The organism is Streptomyces sp. NPDC002566 (assembly GCF_042889585.1).
GTDB lineage: Bacteria > Actinomycetota > Actinomycetes > Streptomycetales > Streptomycetaceae > Streptomyces.
Genome location: NZ_JBIARD010000002.1, coordinates 731,346 through 753,217 on the forward strand (window position 1 = coordinate 731,346; position 21,872 = coordinate 753,217).

At 72.7% G+C, this 21,872-nt stretch carries 23 protein-coding genes and 1 pseudogene; 11 read left to right on the forward strand and 13 right to left on the reverse strand.

Going from position 1 to position 21,872, the window contains the following annotated elements; genetic code table 11:
• Positions 1-52: 52 nt before the first annotated feature.
• A complete protein-coding gene (locus ACFYXA_RS10365; protein WP_389030552.1) occupies positions 53-1,003 on the reverse strand; it encodes an ROK family protein in 951 nt (316 codons plus the stop codon).
• A 152-nt stretch (positions 1,004-1,155) separates the two neighbouring features.
• Between ACFYXA_RS10365 and ACFYXA_RS10370 the strand changes: the two genes are divergently transcribed.
• A complete protein-coding gene (locus ACFYXA_RS10370) occupies positions 1,156-2,232 on the forward strand; it encodes a LacI family DNA-binding transcriptional regulator (RefSeq protein WP_389030555.1) in 1,077 nt (358 codons plus the stop codon).
• Between the two features lie 127 nt (positions 2,233-2,359).
• Positions 2,360-2,749, forward strand: coding sequence for a VOC family protein (locus ACFYXA_RS10375; RefSeq protein WP_352246998.1), 390 nt, complete (start codon positions 2,360-2,362; stop codon positions 2,747-2,749).
• A 76-nt stretch (positions 2,750-2,825) separates the two neighbouring features.
• Here ACFYXA_RS10375 and ACFYXA_RS10380 read toward each other — a convergent pair whose 3' ends face one another.
• Positions 2,826-4,124, reverse strand: coding sequence for a DUF6986 family protein (locus tag ACFYXA_RS10380; RefSeq protein WP_389030559.1), 1,299 nt, complete (start codon positions 4,122-4,124; stop codon positions 2,826-2,828).
• 173 nt (positions 4,125-4,297) lie between these two features.
• On the opposite strand from ACFYXA_RS10380, the gene ACFYXA_RS10385 reads away from it, so the two are divergent.
• Positions 4,298-5,239: an endonuclease/exonuclease/phosphatase family protein gene (locus tag ACFYXA_RS10385; protein WP_389030562.1), complete on the forward strand. Its 942-nt coding sequence runs from the start codon at positions 4,298-4,300 to the stop codon at positions 5,237-5,239.
• Positions 5,240-5,338: 99 nt separating this feature from the next.
• Here ACFYXA_RS10385 and ACFYXA_RS10390 read toward each other — a convergent pair whose 3' ends face one another.
• The 4 genes from ACFYXA_RS10390 to ACFYXA_RS10405 form a co-directional block, all read right to left on the reverse strand.
• Positions 5,339-6,301 (reverse strand): electron transfer flavoprotein subunit alpha/FixB family protein, encoded by a 963-nt coding sequence (locus tag ACFYXA_RS10390; RefSeq protein ID WP_351088966.1) that lies wholly within the window; start codon positions 6,299-6,301, stop codon positions 5,339-5,341.
• A 48-nt stretch (positions 6,302-6,349) separates the two neighbouring features.
• Positions 6,350-7,138 (reverse strand): electron transfer flavoprotein subunit beta/FixA family protein, encoded by a 789-nt coding sequence (locus tag ACFYXA_RS10395; RefSeq protein WP_351332618.1) that lies wholly within the window; start codon positions 7,136-7,138, stop codon positions 6,350-6,352.
• 221 nt (positions 7,139-7,359) lie between these two features.
• Positions 7,360-7,869 carry a flavin reductase family protein gene (locus tag ACFYXA_RS10400; protein WP_389030566.1) on the reverse strand — a complete coding sequence of 170 codons (510 nt, stop codon included), beginning with the start codon at positions 7,867-7,869 and terminating at the stop codon, positions 7,360-7,362.
• A 208-nt stretch (positions 7,870-8,077) separates the two neighbouring features.
• Positions 8,078-8,491, reverse strand: coding sequence for a thioredoxin family protein (locus tag ACFYXA_RS10405; protein ID WP_389030569.1), 414 nt, complete (start codon positions 8,489-8,491; stop codon positions 8,078-8,080).
• A gap of 75 nt (positions 8,492-8,566) precedes the next feature.
• Between ACFYXA_RS10405 and ACFYXA_RS10410 the strand changes: the two genes are divergently transcribed.
• Together ACFYXA_RS10410 and ACFYXA_RS10415 are read left to right on the forward strand one after the other, a co-directional pair.
• Positions 8,567-8,983, forward strand: a complete 417-nt coding sequence (locus ACFYXA_RS10410; protein WP_352247004.1) for a DUF4395 domain-containing protein — start codon at positions 8,567-8,569, stop codon at positions 8,981-8,983.
• A gap of 189 nt (positions 8,984-9,172) precedes the next feature.
• Positions 9,173-9,901: a lysophospholipid acyltransferase family protein gene (locus ACFYXA_RS10415; RefSeq protein WP_351088959.1), complete on the forward strand. Its 729-nt coding sequence runs from the start codon at positions 9,173-9,175 to the stop codon at positions 9,899-9,901.
• A 25-nt stretch (positions 9,902-9,926) separates the two neighbouring features.
• Here the strand turns inward: ACFYXA_RS10415 and ACFYXA_RS10420 are convergent.
• From ACFYXA_RS10420 to ACFYXA_RS10435, 4 genes and pseudogenes are all read right to left on the reverse strand, one after another.
• Positions 9,927-10,499: pseudogene (locus ACFYXA_RS10420) on the reverse strand (transglutaminase family protein).
• Positions 10,500-10,583: 84 nt separating this feature from the next.
• A complete protein-coding gene (locus ACFYXA_RS10425) occupies positions 10,584-11,654 on the reverse strand; it encodes a threonine aldolase family protein (protein ID WP_389030574.1) in 1,071 nt (356 codons plus the stop codon).
• Positions 11,651-12,397 carry an SDR family oxidoreductase gene (locus tag ACFYXA_RS10430; protein WP_351089768.1) on the reverse strand — a complete coding sequence of 249 codons (747 nt, stop codon included), beginning with the start codon at positions 12,395-12,397 and terminating at the stop codon, positions 11,651-11,653. Before ACFYXA_RS10430 ends, ACFYXA_RS10425 begins: the two co-directional genes overlap by 4 nt.
• A gap of 41 nt (positions 12,398-12,438) precedes the next feature.
• Positions 12,439-13,836: a DUF6421 family protein gene (locus ACFYXA_RS10435; RefSeq protein WP_389030577.1), complete on the reverse strand. Its 1,398-nt coding sequence runs from the start codon at positions 13,834-13,836 to the stop codon at positions 12,439-12,441.
• 248 nt (positions 13,837-14,084) lie between these two features.
• On the opposite strand from ACFYXA_RS10435, the gene ACFYXA_RS10440 reads away from it, so the two are divergent.
• Complete coding sequence (locus ACFYXA_RS10440; protein WP_389030580.1) at positions 14,085-14,768, forward strand: glycerophosphodiester phosphodiesterase; 684 nt, start codon at positions 14,085-14,087, stop codon at positions 14,766-14,768.
• 48 nt (positions 14,769-14,816) lie between these two features.
• Here the strand turns inward: ACFYXA_RS10440 and ACFYXA_RS10445 are convergent, their stop codons facing one another.
• Entirely contained in the window at positions 14,817-15,356 is a 540-nt protein-coding gene (locus tag ACFYXA_RS10445; protein WP_389030583.1) for a GNAT family N-acetyltransferase, read from the reverse strand.
• A gap of 114 nt (positions 15,357-15,470) precedes the next feature.
• Here ACFYXA_RS10445 and ACFYXA_RS10450 point away from each other — a divergent pair, with 114 nt between their 5' ends.
• Positions 15,471-15,863 (forward strand): VOC family protein, encoded by a 393-nt coding sequence (locus ACFYXA_RS10450; protein WP_389030586.1) that lies wholly within the window; start codon positions 15,471-15,473, stop codon positions 15,861-15,863.
• A 40-nt stretch (positions 15,864-15,903) separates the two neighbouring features.
• On the opposite strand, the gene ACFYXA_RS10455 is transcribed toward ACFYXA_RS10450, so the two are convergent.
• Together ACFYXA_RS10455 and ACFYXA_RS10460 are read right to left on the reverse strand one after the other, a co-directional pair.
• Positions 15,904-16,386: a MarR family transcriptional regulator gene (locus ACFYXA_RS10455; protein WP_352247101.1), complete on the reverse strand. Its 483-nt coding sequence runs from the start codon at positions 16,384-16,386 to the stop codon at positions 15,904-15,906.
• Positions 16,387-16,784: 398 nt separating this feature from the next.
• Positions 16,785-18,527: an FUSC family protein gene (locus tag ACFYXA_RS10460; RefSeq protein WP_389030589.1), complete on the reverse strand. Its 1,743-nt coding sequence runs from the start codon at positions 18,525-18,527 to the stop codon at positions 16,785-16,787.
• 174 nt (positions 18,528-18,701) lie between these two features.
• On the opposite strand from ACFYXA_RS10460, the gene ACFYXA_RS10465 reads away from it, so the two are divergent.
• The 4 genes from ACFYXA_RS10465 (at position 18,702) to ACFYXA_RS10480 (ending at position 21,867) form a co-directional block, all read left to right on the forward strand.
• Positions 18,702-19,268, forward strand: coding sequence for a DUF5134 domain-containing protein (locus ACFYXA_RS10465; protein WP_389030593.1), 567 nt, complete (start codon positions 18,702-18,704; stop codon positions 19,266-19,268).
• A gap of 103 nt (positions 19,269-19,371) precedes the next feature.
• The gene (locus ACFYXA_RS10470) at positions 19,372-20,307 is read left to right on the forward strand and encodes a M56 family metallopeptidase (protein WP_389030596.1); all 936 of its coding nucleotides are present in this window, start codon (positions 19,372-19,374) and stop codon (positions 20,305-20,307) included.
• A gap of 83 nt (positions 20,308-20,390) precedes the next feature.
• Positions 20,391-21,062: a phosphatase PAP2 family protein gene (locus ACFYXA_RS10475; RefSeq protein WP_389030599.1), complete on the forward strand. Its 672-nt coding sequence runs from the start codon at positions 20,391-20,393 to the stop codon at positions 21,060-21,062.
• Positions 21,063-21,174: 112 nt separating this feature from the next.
• Positions 21,175-21,867 carry an HAD family hydrolase gene (locus ACFYXA_RS10480; RefSeq protein ID WP_389030602.1) on the forward strand — a complete coding sequence of 231 codons (693 nt, stop codon included), beginning with the start codon at positions 21,175-21,177 and terminating at the stop codon, positions 21,865-21,867.
• Positions 21,868-21,872: the final 5 nt, after the last annotated feature.

The window sequence follows — 21,872 nt, forward strand, 5'->3', positions numbered from 1 at the left end:
CGCCTCCGTCTGCGCCGTGGTCAGGCGGCGCACTCCCCTGGCCCCCTGCCCCTCATACCCCCGCCCGGGCCCCCGTCCCGCCGGCCAGTGCCGCCGCCGCGGCGCCGACCAGGCCCGCGTCCGTGCCCATCTGGGCGGGCACCACTTTCAGGCGCTGGACGAAGGAGAGCGTCGCGTAGTCGGCCAGGGCGCGCCGCAGGGGTGTCAGGAGCACGTCGCCCGCCTTGCCGACGCCTCCGCCGATCACCGCGATGTCGATCTCGACGAGGGTGGCGGTGGCGGCGATGCCGGCGGCCAGCGCCCGGGCGGCGCGCTCGAAGGAGGCGGTCGCGACGGGGTCGCCCGCGCGCGCGGCGGCGGCCACCGCGGCCGCCGAGGCGTCCCCGTCCGGGCCGGGCTGCCAGCCGTTCTCCAGGGCCCGGCGTGCGATGTTGGGGCCGCTGGCGATCCGCTCGACGCAGCCGCGCGCGCCGCAGGGGCACGGGTCGCCGTCGAGGTCGACGCTGATGTGGCCGATGTGGCCCGCGTTGCCGGTGGGGCCGGGGTGCAGCCGGCCGTTCAGCACCAGGCCGCCGCCGACACCGGTGGAGACCACCATGCACAGCGCGTCGTCGTGGCCGCGGGCGGCGCCCTGCCAGTGCTCGGCGGCGGTGATCGCCACGCCGTCGCCGATCAGCTCGACGGGGAGGTGGCCGGTCGCGGCCCGGACACGTTCGACGAGGGGGAAGTCGCGCCAGCCGGGCACGTTGACGGGGCTGACGGTGCCGGCGGAGGCGTCCACAGGGCCGGCGCTGCCGATGCCGAGGGCGTGCGCGCGCTCCCACAGGGGCGAGGCCGTCAGGTCGGCGAGCACCTCCTCGACGGCCCGCATCACGGTGTCGCCGTCCTCCTGGGCGGGCGTGGGCCGCTGGGCGCGGGTCAGGATGGCGCCGGTGCGGTCCACCAGCGCTCCCGCGATCTTGGTGCCGCCTATGTCCAGCGCTGCCACGAGGTCGGTGCGCATCAGTCTCGGTTCTCCCCCGTCGACCGTCGGGATCCATGACGAGACAGTCTCCCCGTGCATGACAACGTTGTCCAGGCCCTATGCTCGACGCCACATCGTCATACGATCTCCGAGGCCCTCGTTCGTCCGTGCGAGCCCGGGCCCCTGTAGCCGTGGACAGAAGGACAGGACACCGCATCGTGCCAGAGACGCCCCGCCGCCCTGCCGGCAGCTCGGGAACTCGTTACGGGAACCGTCCCACCATGAAGGACGTCGCGGCGCGGGCCGGGGTCGGACTGAAGACCGTCTCCCGCGTGGTGAACGACGAACCGGGCGTCAGGCCGGAGACGGAGCGGCGCGTCCAGGAGGCGATCGACGCGCTCGGCTTCCGCCGCAACGACAGCGCGCGCGTGCTGCGCAAGGGCCGTACCTCGAGCATCGGGCTCGTGCTGGAGGATCTCGCCGACCCTTTCTACGGCATGCTCAGCCGCGCGGTGGAGGAGGTGGCCCGGGCGCACGGCGCGCTGCTGATCAACGGCTCCAGCGCCGAGGACCCGGAGCGTGAGCAGGAGTTGGCGCTGGCGTTGTGCGCGCGCCGGGTGGACGGGCTGCTGGTCATCCCGGCCGGGGACGACCACCGGTACCTGGAGCCGGAGATCAGGGCGGGAGTGGCGACGGTGTTCGTCGACCGGCCGGCCTGCCGGATCGACGCGGACTGTGTGCTGTCGGACAACTTCGGGGGCGCCCGGGAGGGGGTCGCGCATCTCGTCGCGCACGGGCACCGCCGGATCGGGTTCATCGGCGACATGCCGCGCATCCACACGGCCGCCGAGCGGCTGCGGGGCTACCGGACGGCGATGCGGGAGGCGGGCATTCCGGTGGCGGACGCCTGGACGTCCCTGGGGGTGACGGAGCCGGACCGGGTGCGCCGGGCCGCGCAGGAGATGCTGTCGGGGCCGGAGCCGGTCACGGCGATCTTCTCGGGCAACAACCGGGTGACGGTCACCGTGCTCCGGGTGCTGGCCGGGCGGGAGCGTCCGGTCGCACTGGTCGCCTTCGACGACCTGGAGCTGGCGGATCTGCTGCAGCCGGGCGTCACGGTGGTCGCCCAGGACGCGGCCGCCATCGGCCGCACCGCCGCCGAGCGGCTCTTCCGGCAGCTGGACGGCACCCTCACGGCCCCTGAGCGTGTCGTGCTGCCGACGCGGCTCGTCGCCCGCGGCTCGGGCGAGACGCCGCCGGCCGACTGAGCGGTCGATATGCCGGGCGCGTACACCTGATCCTCCGTTAGGGTGAGCGCACGGCATCGCGTGTCGGTCACCGTCCGGGTGAGGCATGGAGGTGCCCGTGAGTTTGCCTTACGGAGGCATTCCACTCATGTCCGTCAAGCTCGATCACACCATCGTCCACTCCCGTGACAACCGGGAGTCCGCCGAGTTCCTCGCCCACGTCCTGGGACTCGAAGTCGGCACCGAATGGGGCCCGTTCGTCCCCGTCACCACCGCCAACGGCGTCACCCTGGACTTCGCCGCGATCCCCGCGGAGAAGATCGTCATGCAGCACTACGCGTTCCTCCTCTCCGACGAGGAGTTCGACGCGGCGTTCGGCCGGATCAGGCAGGCGGGGATCACGTACTTCGCCGATCCGCACGGCAGGCAGCCGGGCGAGATCAACCACCACCACGGCGGCCGCGGGCTGTACTTCATGGACCCGGCGGGTCACGGGATGGAGATCATCACCACCCCGTACACCTTCCCCGAGCAGTAGTCCGCAGCGGGTGGCCGGCCGGGCGGTGTCGTCCGGCCGGCCTCCCGGCTCAGGGCGGCCGGCCGCGCCCTCCGGCTCAGGACGCCGTGAGGCCGCTCGGGCGCGGTGCGGCGAGCGCCTCCAGTGCGGCCCGCGTGAGCCCCGTCGCGCCCGTCACCTCCTCGGGGTCGAGCGCGCCGCAGTCCAGCCCGCGCAGCAGATGGCCGCTGAGGGCCTTGGCGGTGGCCGGCTCGTCCATGACGTCCCCGGTGCGCCGGTGGGCGTAGCGCGTAAGCCGCTCGGCGGCCTGGGCGAATCCCTCGCGGTAGAAGGCGTAGACGGCGGCGTAGCGGGTCGGGAGGTGGCCCGGGTGCATGTCCCAGCCCTGGTAGTAGGCGCGGGCGAGAGCGCGGCGGGTGAGGCGGTAGTGCAGCCGCCAGGCTTCGTGTACCCGCTCGGTGGGGCCGACCGGCAGGACGTTGGTGGAGCCGTCGCAGACGCGTACGCCGGTGCCGGCCGCGGCGACCTGCATGACCGCCTTGGCGTGGTCGGCGGCCGGGTGGTCGCTCGCCTGGTGGGCGGCGGAGACGCCGAGGCAGGCGCTGTAGTCGAAGGTGCCGTAGTGCAGGCCCGTGGCCCGGCCCTCGGCGGCCTGGATCATGCGGGCGACGGTGGCGGTGCCGTCGGTGGCGAGGATGGCCTGGCTGGTCTCGATCTGGATCTCGAAGCCGAGCCGGCCGGGGGTGAGTCCGTGTGCCTTCTCGAAGGCCTCCAGGAGCCGGACCATGGCGGTGACCTGCTGCGGGTAGGTCACCTTGGGCAGGGTGAGCAGCAGTCCGCCGGGCAGGGGGCCCGCCGCGGTGAGGCCGGTGAGGAAGACGTCGAGGGTGCGGATGCCGCGGTCGCGGACGGCGGCCTCCATGCATTTCATGCGGATGCCGGCACAGGGGGTGGCGGTGCCCCGGGCGTGGGCCTCGGCGATCAGCCGGGCGGCGCGGGCGGCGGCCTCGTCCTCCTCGGCGTCGGGGCGGACGCCGTAGCCGTCCTCGAAGTCGACGCGCAGGTCCTCGACGGGTTCGCGGGCCAGCTTGGCGCGCACGCGCGCGTACACGTCCTCGGCGAGGTCGCGGGGCAGTTCGAGGACGGCGGCGAGGGCGGCGGCGTCGGGGGCGTGTTCGTCGAGGGCGGCGAGGGCCTGGTCGCCCCAGGAGCGGACGGTGCCGGCGGTGAAGGCGTCGCCGGGGACGTAGACGGTGTGGACGGGCTGGCGGGTGCCGGGGTCGCCGGGGTATCGGCGGTCGAGTTCGGCGTCGACGGGTGCGAGGGAGGCGCCGAGGGCCTCGGTGACGGCTGCCGGAAGGCTCGTGGCCACCGTCTCCTGCCGGCCGTGTCCCATTCCGCGACCTCCTCTTTTCCGGTGTACGGAATCAACAATCCGTAGAGTGAAGCTATCCGTGGATCTTCGCGTCGGTCAACACCCTGTTCCGCCCCCCGCTTTCCCCCAGTCACCTGATTCCCCTTCCGCACGGCGGCTCGCACCCGCATCCTGGATCATCAGGGAGGAAGCACATGGCGGACACCGGGGCAATCACGCGTCGCACGGGGCTGAGGACCGTGGCGGCGGCCTTCGCGGTGCCCCTGCTCGGGACGTGCCGCTCCTCCGCGGCCCGCGACCGGCCAGGGGAAGCCGAGGCCGAGGCCGACGACGAGGGTCAGGCGGCGCCCGTGCGGTACCCGCCGCTGGCGGTCATGACGTTCAACCTCCGCTTTCCCAGCGCCAAGGAACCGTACAGCTGGGCGAGCCGTCGTCCGGCGATGCGCGCGCTGTTACGGGGCGCGGCGCCCCACGTCATCGGCACCCAGGAGGGCGAGCCGCCGCAACTGCGCGACATCGAGGCGGACTTGGGGCCGCACTTCGACTGGATCGGCACCGGGCGCGGCGGCGGGGACCAGGAGTCCATGGCCGTCTTCTACGACACGCGACGGCTCACCCCGCTGGAGCACGCCCACTTCTGGCTGTCGGACACGCCGGAGGTGCACGGCTCCAACACCTGGGGCGGCATGCATCCCCGCATGGTCACGTGGGTCCGTTTCCGCGATGTGCGGGCCGGAGGGCGGCAGTTCTGCCTCCTGAACACCCACCTCGATCACAGGAGCCGGTACGCGCGGGAGCGCGGCGCGGCCCTGATCGCCTCCCGGATCGCGGAGTTCGACCCGGCCCTGCCGTTGCTGGTGACCGGCGACTTCAACGTCCCCGCGCACGGTTCCCCGGTGTACGACACGCTGCTGGGCGCCGGTCTCGTCGACACCTGGGACACGGCGCGCGAGCGCGGCGAGGCCTTCGGGACGTTCCACGCGTACCGGCCGCTGCGGCCGGGCGGCCCCCGGATCGACTGGATCCTGGCGACGCCGGGGGTGACGGTCCACCGCAGCTGGGTCGACACGTTCACGCTGGACGGCCGTTACGCGAGCGACCACGTGCCGGTGCTGGCTTCTGTGTCGACGGGGTGAGCGACGGGCGTGGGAGCGGGCCGAGGCCCCCGTGACCGGTGTGCGGTCGCGGGGGCCTCGGGTGGTCCGGCGGGTGCCGGGCGGCGCGTCAGCGGGTGATCAGCCCTTGCGGACCTTGATCGCCTCGGTGAGCTGCGGGACGACCTCGAAGAGGTCGCCGACGACGCCGTAGTCGACCAGGTCGAAGATCGGGGCCTCGGGGTCCTTGTTGACGGCCACGATGGTCTTCGAGGTCTGCATGCCGGCGCGGTGCTGGATCGCGCCGGAGATGCCGTTGGCGATGTACAGCTGCGGCGAGACCGACTTGCCGGTCTGGCCGACCTGGTTGGTGTGCGGGTACCAGCCGGCGTCGACGGCGGCGCGGGAGGCGCCGACGGCCGCGCCGAGGGAGTCGGCGAGGGCCTCGATGATCGAGAAGTTCTCCGCGCCGTTGACGCCGCGGCCGCCGGAGACGACGATCGCGGCCTCGGTCAGCTCCGGACGCCCGGTCGACTCGCGCGGGGTGCGGCCGGTGACCTTGGTGCCGGTGGCCTGGGCGGAGAAGGTCACGCTCAGCGCCTCGACGCTGCCGGCGGCCGGCGCGGCCTCGACGGCGGCGCTGTTCGGCTTGACGGTGATGACCGGGGTGCCCTTGGAGACACGGGACTTGGTGGTGAAGGACGCGGCGAACACCGACTGGGTGGCCACCGGGCCCTCGTCGCCGGCCTCGAGGTCGACGGCGTCGGTGATGATGCCGGAGCCGATGCGCAGCGCGAGCCGCGCGGCGATCTCCTTGCCCTCTGCGGAGGAGGGGATCAGGACGGCGGCCGGGGAGACGGCCTCGACGGCGGCCTGCAGCGCGTCCACCTTCGGTACGACGAGGTAGTCGGCGTACTCGGAGGCGTCGTGCGTGAGGACCTTGACCGCGCCGTGCTCGGCGAGCGCGGCGGCGGTGTTCTCGGCGCCGGCGCCGAGGGCGACGGCGACGGGCTCGCCGACGCGGCGGGCGAGCGTCAGCAGCTCCAGGGTGGGCTTGCGGACGGCGCCGTCCACGTGGTCGACGTAGACGAGGACTTCAGCCATGGGATTGCTCTCCTGCGAAACGAAGTTGAGGGGCGGTCGGCGTGGGCTCTAGATGAACTTCTGGCCCGCGAGGTAGTCGGCGAGCTGCTTGCCGCCCTCGCCCTCGTCCTTGACGATCGTGCCGGCGGTGCGCGCGGGGCGCTCGGACGCGGACTCGACCTTGGTCCAGGCGTTCTCCAGGCCGACCTCGTCGGCGTCGATGTCGAGGTCGGACAGGTCCCAGGACTCCACCGGCTTCTTCTTGGCGGCCATGATGCCCTTGAAGGACGGGTAGCGCGCCTCGCCCGACTGGTCGGTGACCGACACGACGGCCGGCAGGGAGGCCTCGAGCTGCTCGGAGGCGGCGTCGCCGTCGCGGCGGCCCTTGACGGTGCCGTCCTCGACGGAGACCTCGGACAGCAGGGTGACCTGCGGGACGCCCAAGCGCTCGGCCAGCAGGGCCGGGACGACGCCCATGGTGCCGTCGGTGGAGGCCATGCCGGAGATCACCAGGTCGTAGCCGGCCTTCTCGATGGCCTTGGCCAGGACCAGGGAGGTGCCGATGGCGTCGGTGCCGTGCAGGTCGTCGTCCTCGACGTGGACGGCCTTGTCGGCGCCCATCGACAGCGCCTTGCGCAGCGCGTCCTTGGCGTCCTCGGGGCCGACGGTCAGAACGGTGACCTCGACGTCGTCGTCGGAGTTCTCGGAGATCTGCAGCGCCTGCTCGACGGCGTACTCGTCGAGCTCGGAGAGCAGACCGTCCACGTCGTCCCGGTCGACGGTCAGGTCATCGGCGAAGTGCCGGTCGCCAGTGGCGTCGGGCACGTACTTCACAGTGACAACGATCCTCAAGCTCACGCCGGCTCTCCTACTGCAATCGTCAGTTCTCGGCTGCCTTCTTGCAGGCAGCATAGGCGCTGCAAGCGGCCGATCCCGGTCGGGGCGGCCCGCGCTCCGACCGAAATATTACTCGCCAGTACACCCAGTTCGTTCCCGCTAAGCAAGCGCTTTGAACTGTGACCTGTGCAACGCAGCGTAATCGGATCCCGGCCGCTTCGCAGACGAGCGGGCCCGCGGTGTCAGTCCCGCAGGGCCGTGAACCCGCCCTCGTGGTAGAGCAGCGGCCGCCCCGCGCCGGCCGGGTCCCCGACGACCACCTCCGCCAGCACGATGCGGTGGTCCCCGGCGGGCACGCGCGCGACGACCCGGCAGACGAGCCAGGCGAGCACGTCGTCCAGGACGGGAACGCCCTCGGGGCCCTCGCGCCAGGCGGTGGGCGCGCCGAACCGGTCGGCGCCGCTGCGGGCGAAGGTGGCGGCCAGCTCCCGCTGGTGCTCGCCGAGTATGTGCACGCCGACATGGTCGGCGCGGGAGAGAGCCGGCCAGCTGGACGCGCCGGTGCCCACGCCGAAGGAGAGCATCGGCGGCTCGGCCGAGACGGAGGTGAGCGAGGTGGCGGTGAATCCGACCGGGCCGCTCTCGCCGGGCGCGGTGATCACGGCGACGCCGGCGGCATGGCGGCGGAAGACGGAGCGCAGCAGGCCGGGTGAAGCGATCTGGGTGGTGCTGAGGCCGGACGTGGCCGTCATGAGGCAATCCTTCTGCGGGAGGGGACGAGCGGGGTCGCGGGGGCTCACCGGCCCGGACAGCGCGCGCTCGCGGTCCGCACGAGGTCGACGTGGACCCGTGCATGGAGAAGGAGTTCCTGCTGCATACGGTCAGGCTGACGATAGGTGACATGCGCAGTCAAGTCCGTCCCGGCATCCGGGAGCCGTCGCGCCGCGCCCGGCACGGGCCTCATACGGCCTCTCCGAGGGCGGCGATGACGTCGGCCTTGCGGGGCTGTCCGGCGGCCCGGCGCACCACGCGGCCGTCCGCGTCGAGGACCAGCACGGTCGGGGTCTTGAGGATGCCGAGGTCACGGACGAGGTCGAGGTGGGCCTCGGCGTCGATCTCCAGATGGGCGACGCCCGGGACCATGCCGGCGACCTCCCCGAGGACACGGCGGGTGGCCCGGCAGGGGGCGCAGAAGGCGCTGGAGAACTGCACGAGCGTGGCCCGCTCGCCGAGTTCCCCGCCGAGCCGGCCGGCGTCGAGCCGCTGTCCCTCGTCGCGTCCGCGCACGCGTACTCTCCCGTTCCGCCGTCGGTGCAGCACTCCGTAGGCGCTCGCCGCCGCGAGCACCGCCACGCACACCATGAGTCCCGTCATCCCCAGCACCAGCGTTCATCAGACCGCAAAGATTCCCGGCTCCCGGGGGTGTTCCCGTTGCGGAATGCTTGATTCATGGACATCGACGCGAGGGGGCCGCGCTTCGGGGCGGCCGTGACGACCGTGGTGCTCGCGGTCGTGCTGATCACCGGGAGCGCCTGGCTGCTGGCCTGGCAGACGCTGGCGTTCGCGCTCGGCGCGGCGGGCGGCGTCGGGCGCTCGCCGTACGGGTGGGCCTGGCGGGTGGCGGTGCGGCCGAAGCTGGGGCCGCCGACGGAGTTCGAGCCGCCCCAGCCGCCGCGGTTCGCGCAGGCGGTGGGGCTGCTCTTCGCGGGTGTCGGACTCGTCGGCTTCACACTGGGTCCCGCATGGTTGGGGCTCGCGGCGACCGCGGCGGCGCTCGCGGCCGCGTTCCTCAATGCTGCTTTCGGGTACTGCCTGGGCTGCGAGATGTACCTGCTCGTCCGCAGGTCGGCGGTACGAGCGAAGTAAAGACGATCTAAAAGCACAGGTCGGTCAGGGGGCCGAAGTGACGAGGATCTCGCGGTTCGGGGGCACCAGGGCTGGCTCCCGAGCCGTTCTTCGGGCACGATCTGCGACAAGCCGTTAACCTACGGCTGCGTAACTTTGCCCCTCGGGACACCACCCGCGGGCAGAGAGAAGGAAGGGTTCGCCCCGCCCATGGCAGAGCTTGTCTACCGCCCCGTCGTCGGCCTCGCCCAGACCTTGTTCAAGGTGTGGGACCTCAAGATCGACTGCAAGGGGTCGGAGAACATCCCGCGCTCGGGCGGAGCCGTGCTGGTGAGCAACCACATCAGCTACCTCGACTTCATCTTCGACGGCTTCGCCGCGCTGCCGCAGAAGCGTCTGGTGCGGTTCATGGCGAAGGAGTCGGTGTTCCGGCACAAGATCTCCGGACCGCTGATGCGCGGCATGAGACACATCCCGGTGGACCGCAAGCAGGGCGAGGCCGCCTACGCGCACGCCCTGGACTCGCTGCGTTCCGGCGAGATCGTCGGCGTCTTCCCCGAGGCCACGATCTCCGAGTCGTTCACGCTGAAGAGCTTCAAGTCGGGCGCCGCCCGACTGGCCCAGGAGGCGGGCGTCCCGCTGATCCCGATGGCCGTGTGGGGCACGCAGCGGCTGTGGACGAAGGGGCACCCGCGCAACTTCAAGCGCAGCCACACGCCGATCACCATCCGGGTCGGGGAGGCGATCGAGGCCTCCCGCGACAAGTACGCGGGGGCGATCACCCGGCAGCTGCGCGAGCGCGTCCAGGAGCTCCTGGAGGCCGCGCAGCGCGCCTATCCGGTGCGCCCGAAGGACTCCGAGGACACCTGGTGGATGCCGGCCCACCTCGGCGGCACGGCCCCCACCCCCGAGCAGGTACGCGCGGCCGAGGCCCGCTGACCTCACCCGCGCGCGGCGCGCCGGCTCACAACGCGGTGAGGAGCGCCTCCCAGAGGCGGGGGCGTTCCGGAGCCGCCTTCAGCACGCTCAGCACGCCCGGATGCGCAGCGGCGTACAGCACCGGGTGGTCGTACTCTCCGGCCTCGACATCGGGCGTGAAGGCCAGCTGCTCGCCGTTCAGCGAGAAGCGGGCGTTCACGCCCGGTTTGTTGCCGCGCGGGTCCTGGCGGTGCCAGGCACCGTGGAAGCGTACGGCGACCAGTCCGTGCACCACGTCGAGCTTCTGATAGCACAGCGCCGTCGGGATGTCCTCGGCCCGCAGCAGCGCGGTCAGGGCGTGGGCCTTGGCTTAGCAGACGCCGGTCCGCTGCTCCAGGACGTCGGAGGCGCGCCAGGTGACGCGCGGGTCGCCGGAGTCCTGCGAGTGGGGGATGGTGTCGCGGACGTAGGCGAAAGCCAGGCGCGCATAGGCATACGAGTCCTCCGCCTCCGCAGCGAGACGTGCGGCGGTCTCCCGGACCAGCGGATGGTGATGGTCCATGACCTCGTCCGCGGCCAGATAGGCGGACAGGTCGGGGTTCTCCTGGATCAGCTGCATGGCGCGAGAGCATAGGAGAGCGACCACCCGAAGACCAATGCTTTTTCGGGTGGTCGCATACCTATGCAGTTGTGGAGGGGCCTCTCAGCGGGCCATTTCCTCCTTCAGGGCGGCGAGGAACGCGTCCACGTCGTCCTCCGTGGTGTCGTAGGAGCACATCCAGCGGACGACGCCGGCCGGCTCGTCCCAGAAGTAGAAGCGGAACTTCTTCTGCAGCCGCTCGCTCACGTCGTTGGGCAGCTTGGCGAACACGGCGTTGACCTGGACCGGGTAGAGGATCTCGACGCCGTGCACGGAGCGGACGCCCTCGGCCAGCCGCTGCGCCATCTCGTTGGCGTGGCGGGCGTTGCGCAGCCACAGGTCCTTGGCGAGCAGGGCCTCCAACTGCACCGACACGAAGCGCATCTTGGAGGCGAGCTGCATGGACAGCTTGCGCAGGTGCTTCATGTGGCTGACGGCGTCCTGGTTGATCACCACGACCGCCTCGCCGAACAGGGCCCCGTTCTTCGTCCCCCCGAGGGAGAGGACGTCGACGCCGACCGCGTTGGTGAACGTGCGCATCGGCACGTTCAGCGAGGCCGCCGCGTTGGCTATGCGGGAGCCGTCGAGGTGGACCTTCATCCCGCGCGCGTGGGCGTGGTCGCAGATCGCGCGGATCTCGTCCGGGGTGTAGAGCGTGCCGAGCTCGGTGCTCTGGGTGATCGAGACGACCTGCGGCATCGCGCGGTGCTCGTCGTCCCAGCCCCAGGCCTGCCTGTCGATCAGCTCGGGCGTGAGCTTGCCGTCCGGCGTGGGCACCGTGAGCAGCTTCAGTCCGCCCATGCGCTCGGGCGCGCCGCCCTCGTCCACGTTGATGTGGGCGCTCTCGGCGCACACCACCGCGCCCCAGCGGTTTGTGAGCGCCTGCAGCGCGAGGACGTTGGCGCCGGTGCCGTTGAAGACCGGGAAGGCCTCCGCCGTGGGGCCGAAGTGGCTGCGGACGATCCCTTGGAGGTTCTCGGTGTAGTCGTCCTCCCCGTACGCGACCTGATGGCCGCCGTTGGCCAGCGCCAGGGCAGCCATCACCTCCGGGTGCGCCCCCGCGTAGTTGTCACTGGCGAATCCGCGGACCTGCGGGTCGTGACGGCGGCGCGCGTCGGTCTTGGAAGGGTTCACGGCTTCTCGGTGAGCCACAGACGGTGTCCGTTCACTTCGGCGGCGGACTTCTGCCAGACGTCGGCGACGGCCTCGGCCAGGTCCTTGACGTCGGTGAAGCCCGCGAACTTCGCGTTGGGTCGCTCGGCGCGCATCGCGTCGTGCACCAGCGCCTTCACCACCAGGATCGTAGCCGCGGAGGTGGGCCCTTCGGGGCCCCCGGCCTTGCGGAAGGCGTCGGCCAGCGCGAGCGTCCACGCCTCGGCGGCGGCCTTGGCGGCGGCGTACGAGGCGTTGCCCGCCGTGGGCTTCGTCGCGCCGGCGGCGCTGATCAGCACGTAGCGCCCGCGGTCGCTGCGCTGCAGCGCGTCGTAGAAGGCCAGCGAGGTGTGCTGCACGGTGCGGATCAGCAGGAGTTCGAGGAAGTCCCAGTCGTCCAGGCTGGTCTTGATGAACGTCTCGCTGCCGCGCCAGCCGCCGACGAGGTGGACCAGGCCGTCGACGCGGCCGAAGTCCTTCTCGATGTGCGCGGCCCAGTCGCGGGTGGACTGGAGGTCGAGCAGGTCCACCGGCTCACCGGTGACGCTGGCGCCACCGGAGGCGTAGCGGGCCGCGTCCACGGCCTCCGCGAGCCGCTCGGGGTCGTTGTCCGCCCCGACTACGGTCGCGCCGGCCTCGGCCAGGCGCAGCAGCGCGGCACGGCCCGCGGGTCCGCCCGCTCCGGCCACCGCGATGACCGCACCGCTGAGAGCCCCGTTCCCCATGGTCTTCGCCTCCTGAGCAGTGTTCTCGGTACGCAGGTCGCTCACGCGGCGATCCGCTCGGCGCCGTCCGCCGTGATGCCCTTGGTGGAGGCGATCACGTTCTTCAGCTTCTTGGACAGGGCCTCATAGAACATGCTCAGGGGAAACTCGTCGGGAAGCACGTCATCGACGAGCTTGCGCGGCGGCTGGCTCAGGTCGAGGGCGTCGGGACCCTTGGCCCACTTGGAGCCGGGGTGAGGGGCGAGGTAGGTGGAGACCAGCTCGTAGCCGGCGAACCAGTGGACCAGCTTGGGGCGGTCGATGCCGTCGCGGTAGAGCTTCTCGATCTCGCCGCACAGCTCGTTGGTGACCTTCGGGGCGCGCTCCCAGTCGATGTGCAGCTTGTTGTCGGTCCAGCGCACCACGTCGTGCTTGTGCAGGTACGCGAAGAGCAGCTGGCCGCCGAGGCCGTCGTAGTTGCGCACGCGCTCGCCGGTGACGGGGAAGCGGAACATGCGGTCGAACAGCACCGCGTACTGCACGTCGCGGGCCTGCGGGACGCCGTCCGCCTGGAGCTTGACGGCCTCCTTGAAGGCGGTGAGGTCGCAGCGCAGCTCCTCAAGGCCGTACATCCAGAACGGCTGGCGCTGCTTGATCATGAAGGGGTCGAAGGGCAGGTCGCCGTGGCTGTGGGTGCGGTCGTGGACCATGTCCCACAGGACGAAGGCCTCCTCGCAGCGCTTCTGGTCGTGGACCATGGCGGCGATGTCCTCGGGCAGTTCCAGGCCCAGGATGTCGACGGCGGCATCGGTCACCCGGCGGAAGCGGGCGGCCTCGCGGTCGCAGAAGATGCCACCCCAGGAAAATCGTTCCGGCGCCTCGCGGACGGCGATGGTCTCCGGGAAGAGGACGGCGGAGTTGGTGTCGTAGCCCGAGGTGAAGTCCTCGAAGGTGATGCCGCAGAACAGCGGGTTGTCGTAGCGGGTGCGCTCCAGCTCGGCCAGCCAGTCGGGCCACACCATGCGCAGCACGACCGCCTCGAGGTTGCGGTCCGGGTTGCCGTTCTGCGTGTACATCGGGAAGAGCACCAGGTGCTGGAGGCCGTCGCGGCGGTTCGCGGCGGGCTGGAAGGCCAGCAGGGAGTCAAGGAAGTCCGGCACCTCGAAGCCGCCCTCGGACCAGCGGCGCAGGTCCTTCACCAGGGCGCGGTGGTAATCGGCGTCGTGCGGGAGCAGCGGGGACAGCTCCTCGACCGCGTCGACCACCTGACGCAGAGCGTGCTCGGCGTCGGAGCGCTCGGGGGCGCCCTCGGCCGCGAAGTCGATCGACCCGTCCTTCGACTGCCAGGGGCGGATCCGCTCCACGGCATCCTTGAGCACGGGCCAGGCCGGGTGGTCCACCACCCTGACCGCGGGAGGAGCCTGGTCCTCCGAACCCACCTGCACAAGAATTTCCGTCATGTCCCATCCCTCACTGGAGAACCTTGCGTACGGACACCGTAGACATACGAGGTTTCTTCCAGCAAGAGGGAGTGCGGGAAATCATCCTGCACACCCCCATGGTCACCGCTCTTTTTCCTGTTTCCCTTCGCGTATGCCATGACTTTCGCCACGGTCGACGGGGTAGGCGACCGTCGGCGCAGACATCTGCCCGCGCCGGCGCCCGGCCGCGGGTCCCGGCGTAGCCGACGACGAAAGCGAGTCCAGTCGTGAACCTCCTCACCATCGGCCACCGCGGAGTGATGGGCGTCGAGCCCGAGAACACCCTCCGCTCGTTCGTCGCCGCCGAGCGGGCCGGCCTGGACGTCGTGGAGCTCGATCTGCACCTGAGCAAGGACGGCGCGCTCGTGGTCATGCACGACGCGGACGTGGACCGCACGACCGACGGCAGCGGGCCGGTCGCCGACCACACGCTCGACGAGCTGCGCGCGCTCGACGCGGGGCGCGGGGAGCGGGTACCGGTGTTCGAGGAGGTCCTGGAGGCGGTGTCGCTGCCGGTCCAGGCCGAGATCAAGGACGTGCGGGCGGCACGGGCGCTCGCCGAGGTGATGCGGGCGCGCGCCCTGGTGGACCGCGTCGAGGTGTCCTCGTTCCACGACGAGGCGGTCGCCGAGATCGCCCGCCTGGTCCCCGGGGTGCGCACCGCGCTGGTGGGCAGCCGGTACGGCGTCGACATCGTCGACCGGGCGGTGGCCGTGGGGGCCGCGACGGTGTGCCTGGACATCCGGCGGCTCACCCTGGAGATCGTCGAACGGGCCCGCGCCCAGGGCCTGCGGATCTTCGGCTGGGTGGTCAACACGCCGGAGCACCTGCGGCTCGTACGGGCCCTGGAGCTGGACGGCGCGACCACCGACCGGCCCGAGATCAAGCAGGCGGGCCGTCTCACGGCGTGAGGGCCGTCACCGCGTCGGGCGGGCCTTCCCCGTGTCAGCGGGTGGCGGTCAGGCGAGTTCCTTGACCAGCAGCTCGAACTGGAGGTCGTCGCGCTGCGGGATGCCGAACCGCTCGTCGCCGTACGGGAACGGCGTCATCCGGCCCGTACGGCGGTAGCCGCGCCGCTCGTACCAGGCGATCAGCTCATCGCGCACCGAGATCACCGTCATGTGCATCTCGGTGGCGCCCCAGGCCTCGCGGGCCAGCTGCTCGGCCCGCGTGAGGACCGTCCGGCCGAGACCCGAGCCCTGCTCGGCCGGGCTGACCGCGAACATCCCGAAGTAGGCGTGCTCGCCGCGGTGTTCGAGCTGGCAGCAGGCGACGATCCGGCCGTCCCGCTCGGCGACCAGGACCTTGCCGTCGGGCGACTTGACGATCTCCAGGACGCCCTCGGGGTCGGTTCGCTGCCCCTGGAGTATGTCCGCCTCCGTGGTCCATCCGGCCCGGCTGGAGTCCCCGCGGTAGGCCGACTCGACGAGGCCGACCAGCGCGTCCACGTCGGTGTCGACGGCGTCGCGGAAGGTGAGCGCGGTGGCGGTGGTGTCCATACGGCGGTCTCCGGTCTGCGGTGTCGTTCGGGGCGCGGCTCGCGCCGTGCGCCCGGCGGGTGCAGCGCCGAGCCTAACCCGGCACCTGCTGAATGGCCCCTATGCTCCCGTCGCATGGTGCATGTACTCAGCAGCCGGATCCTGCTCCACCCCACCGACCCGGAGCGTTCCCGCGCCTTCTACGGGGAGCAGCTCGGCCTCGCCGTCTACCGCGAGTTCGGGACGGGGGTGGAGCGCGGCACCGTCTACTTCCTCGGCGGCGGCTTCCTGGAGGTCTCGGGGCGCGCGGAGAGCCCGCCGGACCCCGCCGTGCGGCTGTGGATGCAGGTCGCGGACGTGGCGGCGGCGCACGAGGAGCTGCGCGCCAAGGGCGTGCGGGTGGTGCGGGAACCGGTGCGGGAGCCGTGGGGCCTGGTCGAGATGTGGGTCGAGGACCCGGACGGGACGCCGATCGTGCTGGTGGAGATCCCGGCCGACCATCCGCTGCGGTACCGGCCGGGCCTGTGAGCCCACCTGGTCCCCGGGGCGTTGCGTCGGCGCGAGGGGGTCAGAGGGTGAGGGTCCGCATGTGTCCTTCCAGGCGGCTCAGCAACTCGCCCAGCAGGTTTGCCAGTTCGCCCTGCCGGGTGCCGTCCAGGGCGGACAGTACGGCCCTCTCGTAGGCGAGTTGCTCGGGCAGGACGCCGTCGACGAGGTCACGGCCGGCGTCGGTGAGGCGTAGATGGGCGACGCGGCGGTCGCGGGCGTCCACGCGGCGCTCCACCAGGCCGCGTTCGGTCAGCTGCTTGACGCGCTTGGTGACGGCGGCGCCCGAGGAGAAGGTCTCCCGGGCCAGTTCACCGGGGGTCAGCTCGTGGCCGGTGCGGCGCAGCGCGCCCAGCAGGTCGAACTCGGGCCGGCTGAGACCGGCACGGCGCAGCGGGGCGTCCTCGGCCTGCTGGAGGAGGGCCGCGCAGCGGTTGACCCGGCCGATGATCTCCATGGGCCCGGTGTCGAGGTCGGGCCGCACGGCTCGCCACTGCCGGACCACGGCGGCGACGGTGTCGGCGCGGAGGCCTTGGGCGGACGCCTGCGGTTCGGCGAGCCGGGGGCCGGGGGCGGACGCCGGTTGTGCGGTGTCGGCGGTCTGCTGACTCGCGTCCGGGTGGGTCCCCCGGTCCGTTTCGGCGGTCTGCTGCTCCGCCTCCGCAGGAACCCCCGGGGCCGTGTCGGCGGACTGCTGCCCCGCCTCCGCAGGAACCGCCGGGGCCGTGCCGGCGGTCTGTGGCCCGCGCGCGTCGGCGGGCCCCGCCTGGCCCCGGCCTGAAGTCGGCTTCCGGAGCGCCGGGGACGCTTCATGCCGGGGCTTGTCCGTGCTCGGTGCCCGGCTCCCGTCCGGAGTCGCCTCGCGCTCGCCCTCGCCGCCCGTCGGCCGTCCGTGGGTCGCCGTCATGGCCGTGTGGCCTCCGCTTCTGTGCTCGTGTCCCTGACCGCGGTCCGGGCCAGGAGTTTCTGGCGGCGGGCCGTCGCCGCGAGCGTACGGTGTCCGGCTTGTTCGACCGCCATCACCCGCTCCTCGGGAAGGGCGCGCTGCCACCACTCGCCGGCGGCGGCGTCAGCGGTGGTGCGCAGGTGGACCAGGGCGGCCGCGAGCGAGCGGCGGGCGGGCTCCAGGGCGTCCGGAGCGGGATGCGGATGCGGATGCGGATGCTGCTGCGAACCGGCCAGGAGTAGGGCGACGTCCTCGCGGGCGCGCTCGGCGGCTGTCAGGGCCTGCCCGAGACGGTCGCCGGCGCGGCGGTTGGTGACGGCGACTGCGGCGGCGAATCCGACCAGCGCGCCGACGAGGGTGTCCACGACCCGCTCGGTGATCAGCTCGCCCGCGTCCTGGTGGCGGGCGAACTCGGTGATCAGCAGGGCCATCGGTGTCACACAGACGCTGCCGAGCCAGTAGTTGCGGCTGATCAGCGCCTCGGCGCCGAAGTTCAGGGCCAGGCAGACGAGGACCAGGGCCGCCTGGTGGAGGTGGGCCAGCGGGACGAGGGCCGCGTAGGCGAGCACGCCGACGAGGTTGCCGACGACGCGCTGGAGGCCCCGGCTCCAGGTGAGGGTGACGTTCGCCTGGTAGAGGGACGCGGCGGTGACCAGGGCCCAGTAGGGCCGGCCGATCCCGAGGGCGAGCGCGACGTACCCGGCGAGTGCGCAGCCGAGGGCGGTGCGGACCGCGAGCGGGGCGAGGGGGCCGAGGCGACGCCACAGCGGGGGCTGCCCGACGGCGAGCGTGGCGTCCAGGCCCAGGAGTTCGTCGTCGTCGACGAGGTCGTCGGGGCGCGGGACCGTACCGGTGCCGCGCAGTTGCCGTGCCCAGGCGCGCAGCCGCTCCGGGTCGCTGTCGGCGGGCGCGGCGAGCGCGACCTCGGCACGGACCAGGAGCCGCTGCAAGGCGCGGCGGGGCTCGCTGTCGCGTGCCCACAGGAGGGTCTGCCAGGCGGCGTGCACGGCGGCAGCGGCGGCGGCACGCGCGCGCGTGTGCTCTTCGCGGGCGGCGGCCGGGCCGGCGACCGGGGTGCCGGCGGAGTCGCCGGGGCGGTGTGCGGCGGCGTACGCGGCGGCGTTCAGGGCCTGGGCCGTGGCGCGGCGCTCGGGGCCGTGGGGGCGCACCCGTCCTGGGGCCATGCCGATCAGCCAGGCCCAGGCGCCCGCGGCGAGGGCCAGGCCGAGGTGCCCGGGGATCTGCTCGGGGGTCTGCGGCATGAACAGCGTGGCGGAGCTGATGAAGGTGAGGACGACGTTGCCCGGCGGTCCGACGCGGGTGGCGTCGCACAGCGCCTTCTGTACGGCGGCGAGCAGGGCGCCGACGGTGACGAGGACGACCGCGTTCGCGGTGAGCGACGCCGCGAGCAGGGCGACGGCGAGCCCGCCGGTCATGCCGAGCACCACCCAGGCCAGTGCGCGCGCCCGGGCCGCGTAGGGGCGGTTGTGGGCGTACAGGGCGCACAGTGACCCGGCCATCGTGTACATGGCCAGGTCGAGGCGGTCGAGGGCCAGCAGGGTGAGGTTGGGCGGGGCGACCGCGGCGACCACGCTCAGTGCGGGCTTGAACCAGATGTCGGAGGGACGGCCGAGCCGCAGGGCGCCGGCGAGCGGGAGGCGGGCCGGGGGACGGGGACGCCGAGGGGTCGCACTGCTCATGAGAACTAATTTAACAGGTGTTTTACTCGTGAAAGATGCACCTCCGTCGCACCAGGCCACCGCTCACCGGGCGCGCCCCACCGAACGCTCCCCGTGTACACCCGTGCGCTCGGGTGCGCGCCGCACGCCCTGGGCATCGCATCCCTCGACCGATCGTCGAGCGGGGAGGTGCGCGTGCACGGACCGGCTTCGCCCGGCTGGCTGCTGGTCGCGCTGTGTGCGGCCACGGGCGCCTACTGTCTGCTGCGCATGCGCAGCGGCGACGAGCGGCAGCGCCGCGCCGCGGGCGGCGAGGCGCTCATGGGCTTCGGCATGGCCGTGATGGCGGTTCCCGCGGCGGCGTTCACCCCGCCGGGGTGGGCATGGCCGGTGTACGCGGCGGTCTTCGGCGCCGCCGCGCTGCGCGCGCTGTGGGCAGCCCGTTCCGACGCCCACCACCTGCACCACCTGGTGGGTTCCTCGGCCATGGTCTACATGGCGGTGGCGATGGCCTCGCCCGCCGCGCACCACTCCCCCGACCACGCGGACGCAGGCGCGGCCCACGGCGGCTCGGGGGTGCCGCTGCTCACGGGCGCGCTGCTGCTCTACTTCGCCGCGTACGTCCTCGTCTCCGGGGTGCGGCTGCTGCCCGCGGCCGACGGGCCGGCGGGCGTCGTCGCATGGGGCGACCGCCCCGAACTCGCGCGCGCGTGCCGCCTGTCGATGGGCATCGGGATGCTGGCGATGCTGCTGACGATGTGAGCGCGCAACCTTCCCCCACCACCGACCGGACAACCGTGGTGTGCGTCACTTTGCCCCGGTGAGCCGTACCCGAGCGCGGTACGCCGCTCATAGGGTGCTGCCCATGATGGTCCCCGCAGTCCTGCTCCTGCTCGGCGCCCTGACCGCCGTGGCCGGTCCTCGGCTGCTCGTCCGGGCCGACTGGCCGGACCGTGAACCGGTGGTGGCGCTGTGGACGTGGCAGTGCGTCGTGGCGGCGGTGCTGCTGTGCTGCGCCCTGTCGATGACGCTGAGCGCGGCGGCGGCCTGGCAGGCGGTGCGCGGGCACGTCTTCGCGTCAGCCCCGAGCGGCGTCGTGGAGGCGTACGCGCTGAGCGCGAGCGGGCCCTGGGCGGCGGCGACCGCGACGGCTCTGGCGTGCGCGGGGCTGTGGAGCGGGGCGATGCTCGTACGTGAGGTCGCCCGCGCGCGGTCGGGGCAGCGCCGCCGTCGGGCCGAACTGCGGCTGCGGGCACCGCTGTTGCCGGGCGAGGCGGCGACCACGGGACAGCTGGTGGTGCTGGAGGACGAGCGACCCGAGGCGTCATGGCTGGCCGACGGAACGCCTCAACTCGTGGTGACGACAGCCGCGTTGCGCCGACTGAAAGGCCGTCAGCTCGATGCGGTGCTTGCCCATGAGCAGGGGCACGCCCAGGCGCGGCACGACTGGCTGCTGCACTGCTCGGCCGCGCTGGCGAACGGGTTTCCGCAGGTGCCGGTGTTCGCCGCGTTCCGCGACGAGATGCACCGCCTGGTCGAACTGTCCGCCGACGACATGGCCTCCCGCCGCTTCGGCCGGCTGACGACCGCGCTCGCCCTCGTCGAACTCAACGAGGACCGGGGTGTCTTCGGCCCCTCCCCCGCCCCGCACGCGCACGTGCCGCTGCGGGTACGACGGCTGCTGACGCCTCCGGACCGGCTGAGCGCGTCCCGCCGACTCGGGCTGACGGCGACGGCCGCGCTGGTTCCGGTGATCCCGGTTGCGGTGACGCTGGTACCGGGACTGCGGGCGCTCGGCTGAGGCGCGCCGCACGGGAGAGCGGGAGGGTCCACGACCGGCCCCCAGGTAGGCTTCGAACTTCCGACTCGGGCAAGGATCAGGGCATGCACTCGCCGTCCGTCGACTCCCCGCCCGCCCCCTCGCCGTACCGCACGGCACTGCGCGCCGCGCTGGCCCTGGGGCTGTCCTCCCTGCTGCTCATGCTCCTTGTCGTGGCGGAGTGGCGTCCGCTGATGTCCGTGGACGGCGACATCGCCCGCACCACCCACCGCTGGGCCGTCGCCGACCCCGACGTGACACAGGTCTGCCGGGTGCTCACCGACTGGGTCTGGGACCCGCTGGTCATGCGGCTGCTGTGCGCGGCGGTCGCCGTGTGGCTGGTGTGGCGCCGCGGCGCGTGGTGGACGGCGGCGTGGCTGGTGACGACCTCGGCGGTGGGCACCGTCGTCCAGCAGGTCATGAAGGCCGCCGTCGGCCGCGCGCGCCCGGTCTGGCCGGACCCGGTCGACTCCGCCCACTACGCGGCCTACCCGTCCGGCCACGCCCTCACGGCCGTCGTCGCCCTCGGTCTCGTCCTGTGGATCCTGCGCCGCGAGAGCGTGAGCGCCGCCCTGTGGCGTACGGCTGTCGCGGTGGCGGCGGTCTCCGCGGTGGGCGTGGGCCTGACCCGGATCTGGCTGGGCGTCCACTGGGCCTCGGACGTCCTGGGCGGCTGGCTGCTGGGCGCGTCGCTGGTCGCCCTGGCGATCGCGGCCCACGTCCGCTGGCGGCCGTGACGCGCCGCGACGGCGATGCCCTCAAGGTCCCGCGGGCGTACGACGGCCGGTCAGGCCCGAGGTCCTTTCCGCCTCTGGAAGGCCGACTCGCCGGCTCCGTAAGATCGATTGCATGACCACAGCTGTGCTGTTCGACTTCTCCGGCACCCTCTTCCGCATCGAGTCCACCGAGGCCTGGCTGCGTGCCGTGCTGGACGCTGCCGGTGCCGCGCCGGACGAGGAGGAGATGGCGGACGCGGCGCGGGCGCTGGAGGCGGCCGGAGCGCTGCCGGGCGGCGCGCCTCCCGTGCGGGTGCCCGAGGAGCTGGTCGGGCTGTGGCGGGACCGGGACCGGAGCGCCGAGCTGCACCGGGCCGCCTACACCGGGCTCTCCCGCCAGGTCCCGCTGCCCGGCCCGGCCCTGCACGACGCGCTGTACGACCGGCACATGACGCCGGCTGCCTGGACCCCGTACCCGGACGCCTCCGAGGTGCTGGGCGCGCTGCGCGAGCGTGGGATCCGGGTGGGCGTGGTGAGCAACATCGGCTGGGATCCGCGGCCGGTGTTCCGCGAGCACGGTCTCGACCCGTTCGTCGACGCGTACGTCCTGTCGTACGAGCACGGCGTCCAGAAGCCGGACCCGCTGCTGTTCGCGACGGCGTGCGAGAGGCTCGGTGTCGATCCGCGGACGACGCTGATGGTGGGCGACGACCGCAGGGCCGACGGCGGTGCCGCGCAGTTGGGCTGCGCGGTCCACTTCGTGGATCATCTGCCGGTGGCGGAACGGCCCTGCGGGCTGCGGCCGGTGCTGGAGCTCGTGGGCTGAGACGG

Excerpts from the sequence above, each read along its gene's own strand:
- ACFYXA_RS10415 (WP_351088959.1), top strand. The coding sequence starts at position 9,173 with ATGGCAGAGCTTGTCTACCGCCCCGTCGTCGGCCTCGCCCAGACCTTG.
- ACFYXA_RS10470 (WP_389030596.1), top strand. The coding sequence starts at position 19,372 with ATGATGGTCCCCGCAGTCCTGCTCCTGCTCGGCGCCCTGACCGCCGTG.
- ACFYXA_RS10375 (WP_352246998.1), top strand. The coding sequence starts at position 2,360 with ATGTCCGTCAAGCTCGATCACACCATCGTCCACTCCCGTGACAACCGG.
- ACFYXA_RS10385 (WP_389030562.1), top strand. The coding sequence starts at position 4,298 with ATGGCGGACACCGGGGCAATCACGCGTCGCACGGGGCTGAGGACCGTG.
- ACFYXA_RS10475 (WP_389030599.1), top strand. The coding sequence starts at position 20,391 with ATGCACTCGCCGTCCGTCGACTCCCCGCCCGCCCCCTCGCCGTACCGC.
- ACFYXA_RS10460 (WP_389030589.1), bottom strand. The coding sequence starts at position 18,527 with ATGAGCAGTGCGACCCCTCGGCGTCCCCGTCCCCCGGCCCGCCTCCCG.
- ACFYXA_RS10405 (WP_389030569.1), bottom strand. The coding sequence starts at position 8,491 with ATGACGGGACTCATGGTGTGCGTGGCGGTGCTCGCGGCGGCGAGCGCC.
- ACFYXA_RS10410 (WP_352247004.1), top strand. The coding sequence starts at position 8,567 with ATGGACATCGACGCGAGGGGGCCGCGCTTCGGGGCGGCCGTGACGACC.
- ACFYXA_RS10430 (WP_351089768.1), bottom strand. The coding sequence starts at position 12,397 with ATGGGGAACGGGGCTCTCAGCGGTGCGGTCATCGCGGTGGCCGGAGCG.
- ACFYXA_RS10445 (WP_389030583.1), bottom strand. The coding sequence starts at position 15,356 with ATGGACACCACCGCCACCGCGCTCACCTTCCGCGACGCCGTCGACACC.
- ACFYXA_RS10390 (WP_351088966.1), bottom strand. The coding sequence starts at position 6,301 with ATGGCTGAAGTCCTCGTCTACGTCGACCACGTGGACGGCGCCGTCCGC.
- ACFYXA_RS10400 (WP_389030566.1), bottom strand. The coding sequence starts at position 7,869 with ATGACGGCCACGTCCGGCCTCAGCACCACCCAGATCGCTTCACCCGGC.
- ACFYXA_RS10435 (WP_389030577.1), bottom strand. The coding sequence starts at position 13,836 with ATGACGGAAATTCTTGTGCAGGTGGGTTCGGAGGACCAGGCTCCTCCC.
- ACFYXA_RS10480 (WP_389030602.1), top strand. The coding sequence starts at position 21,175 with ATGACCACAGCTGTGCTGTTCGACTTCTCCGGCACCCTCTTCCGCATC.
- ACFYXA_RS10365 (WP_389030552.1), bottom strand. The coding sequence starts at position 1,003 with ATGCGCACCGACCTCGTGGCAGCGCTGGACATAGGCGGCACCAAGATC.
- ACFYXA_RS10450 (WP_389030586.1), top strand. The coding sequence starts at position 15,471 with ATGGTGCATGTACTCAGCAGCCGGATCCTGCTCCACCCCACCGACCCG.
- ACFYXA_RS10380 (WP_389030559.1), bottom strand. The coding sequence starts at position 4,124 with ATGGGACACGGCCGGCAGGAGACGGTGGCCACGAGCCTTCCGGCAGCC.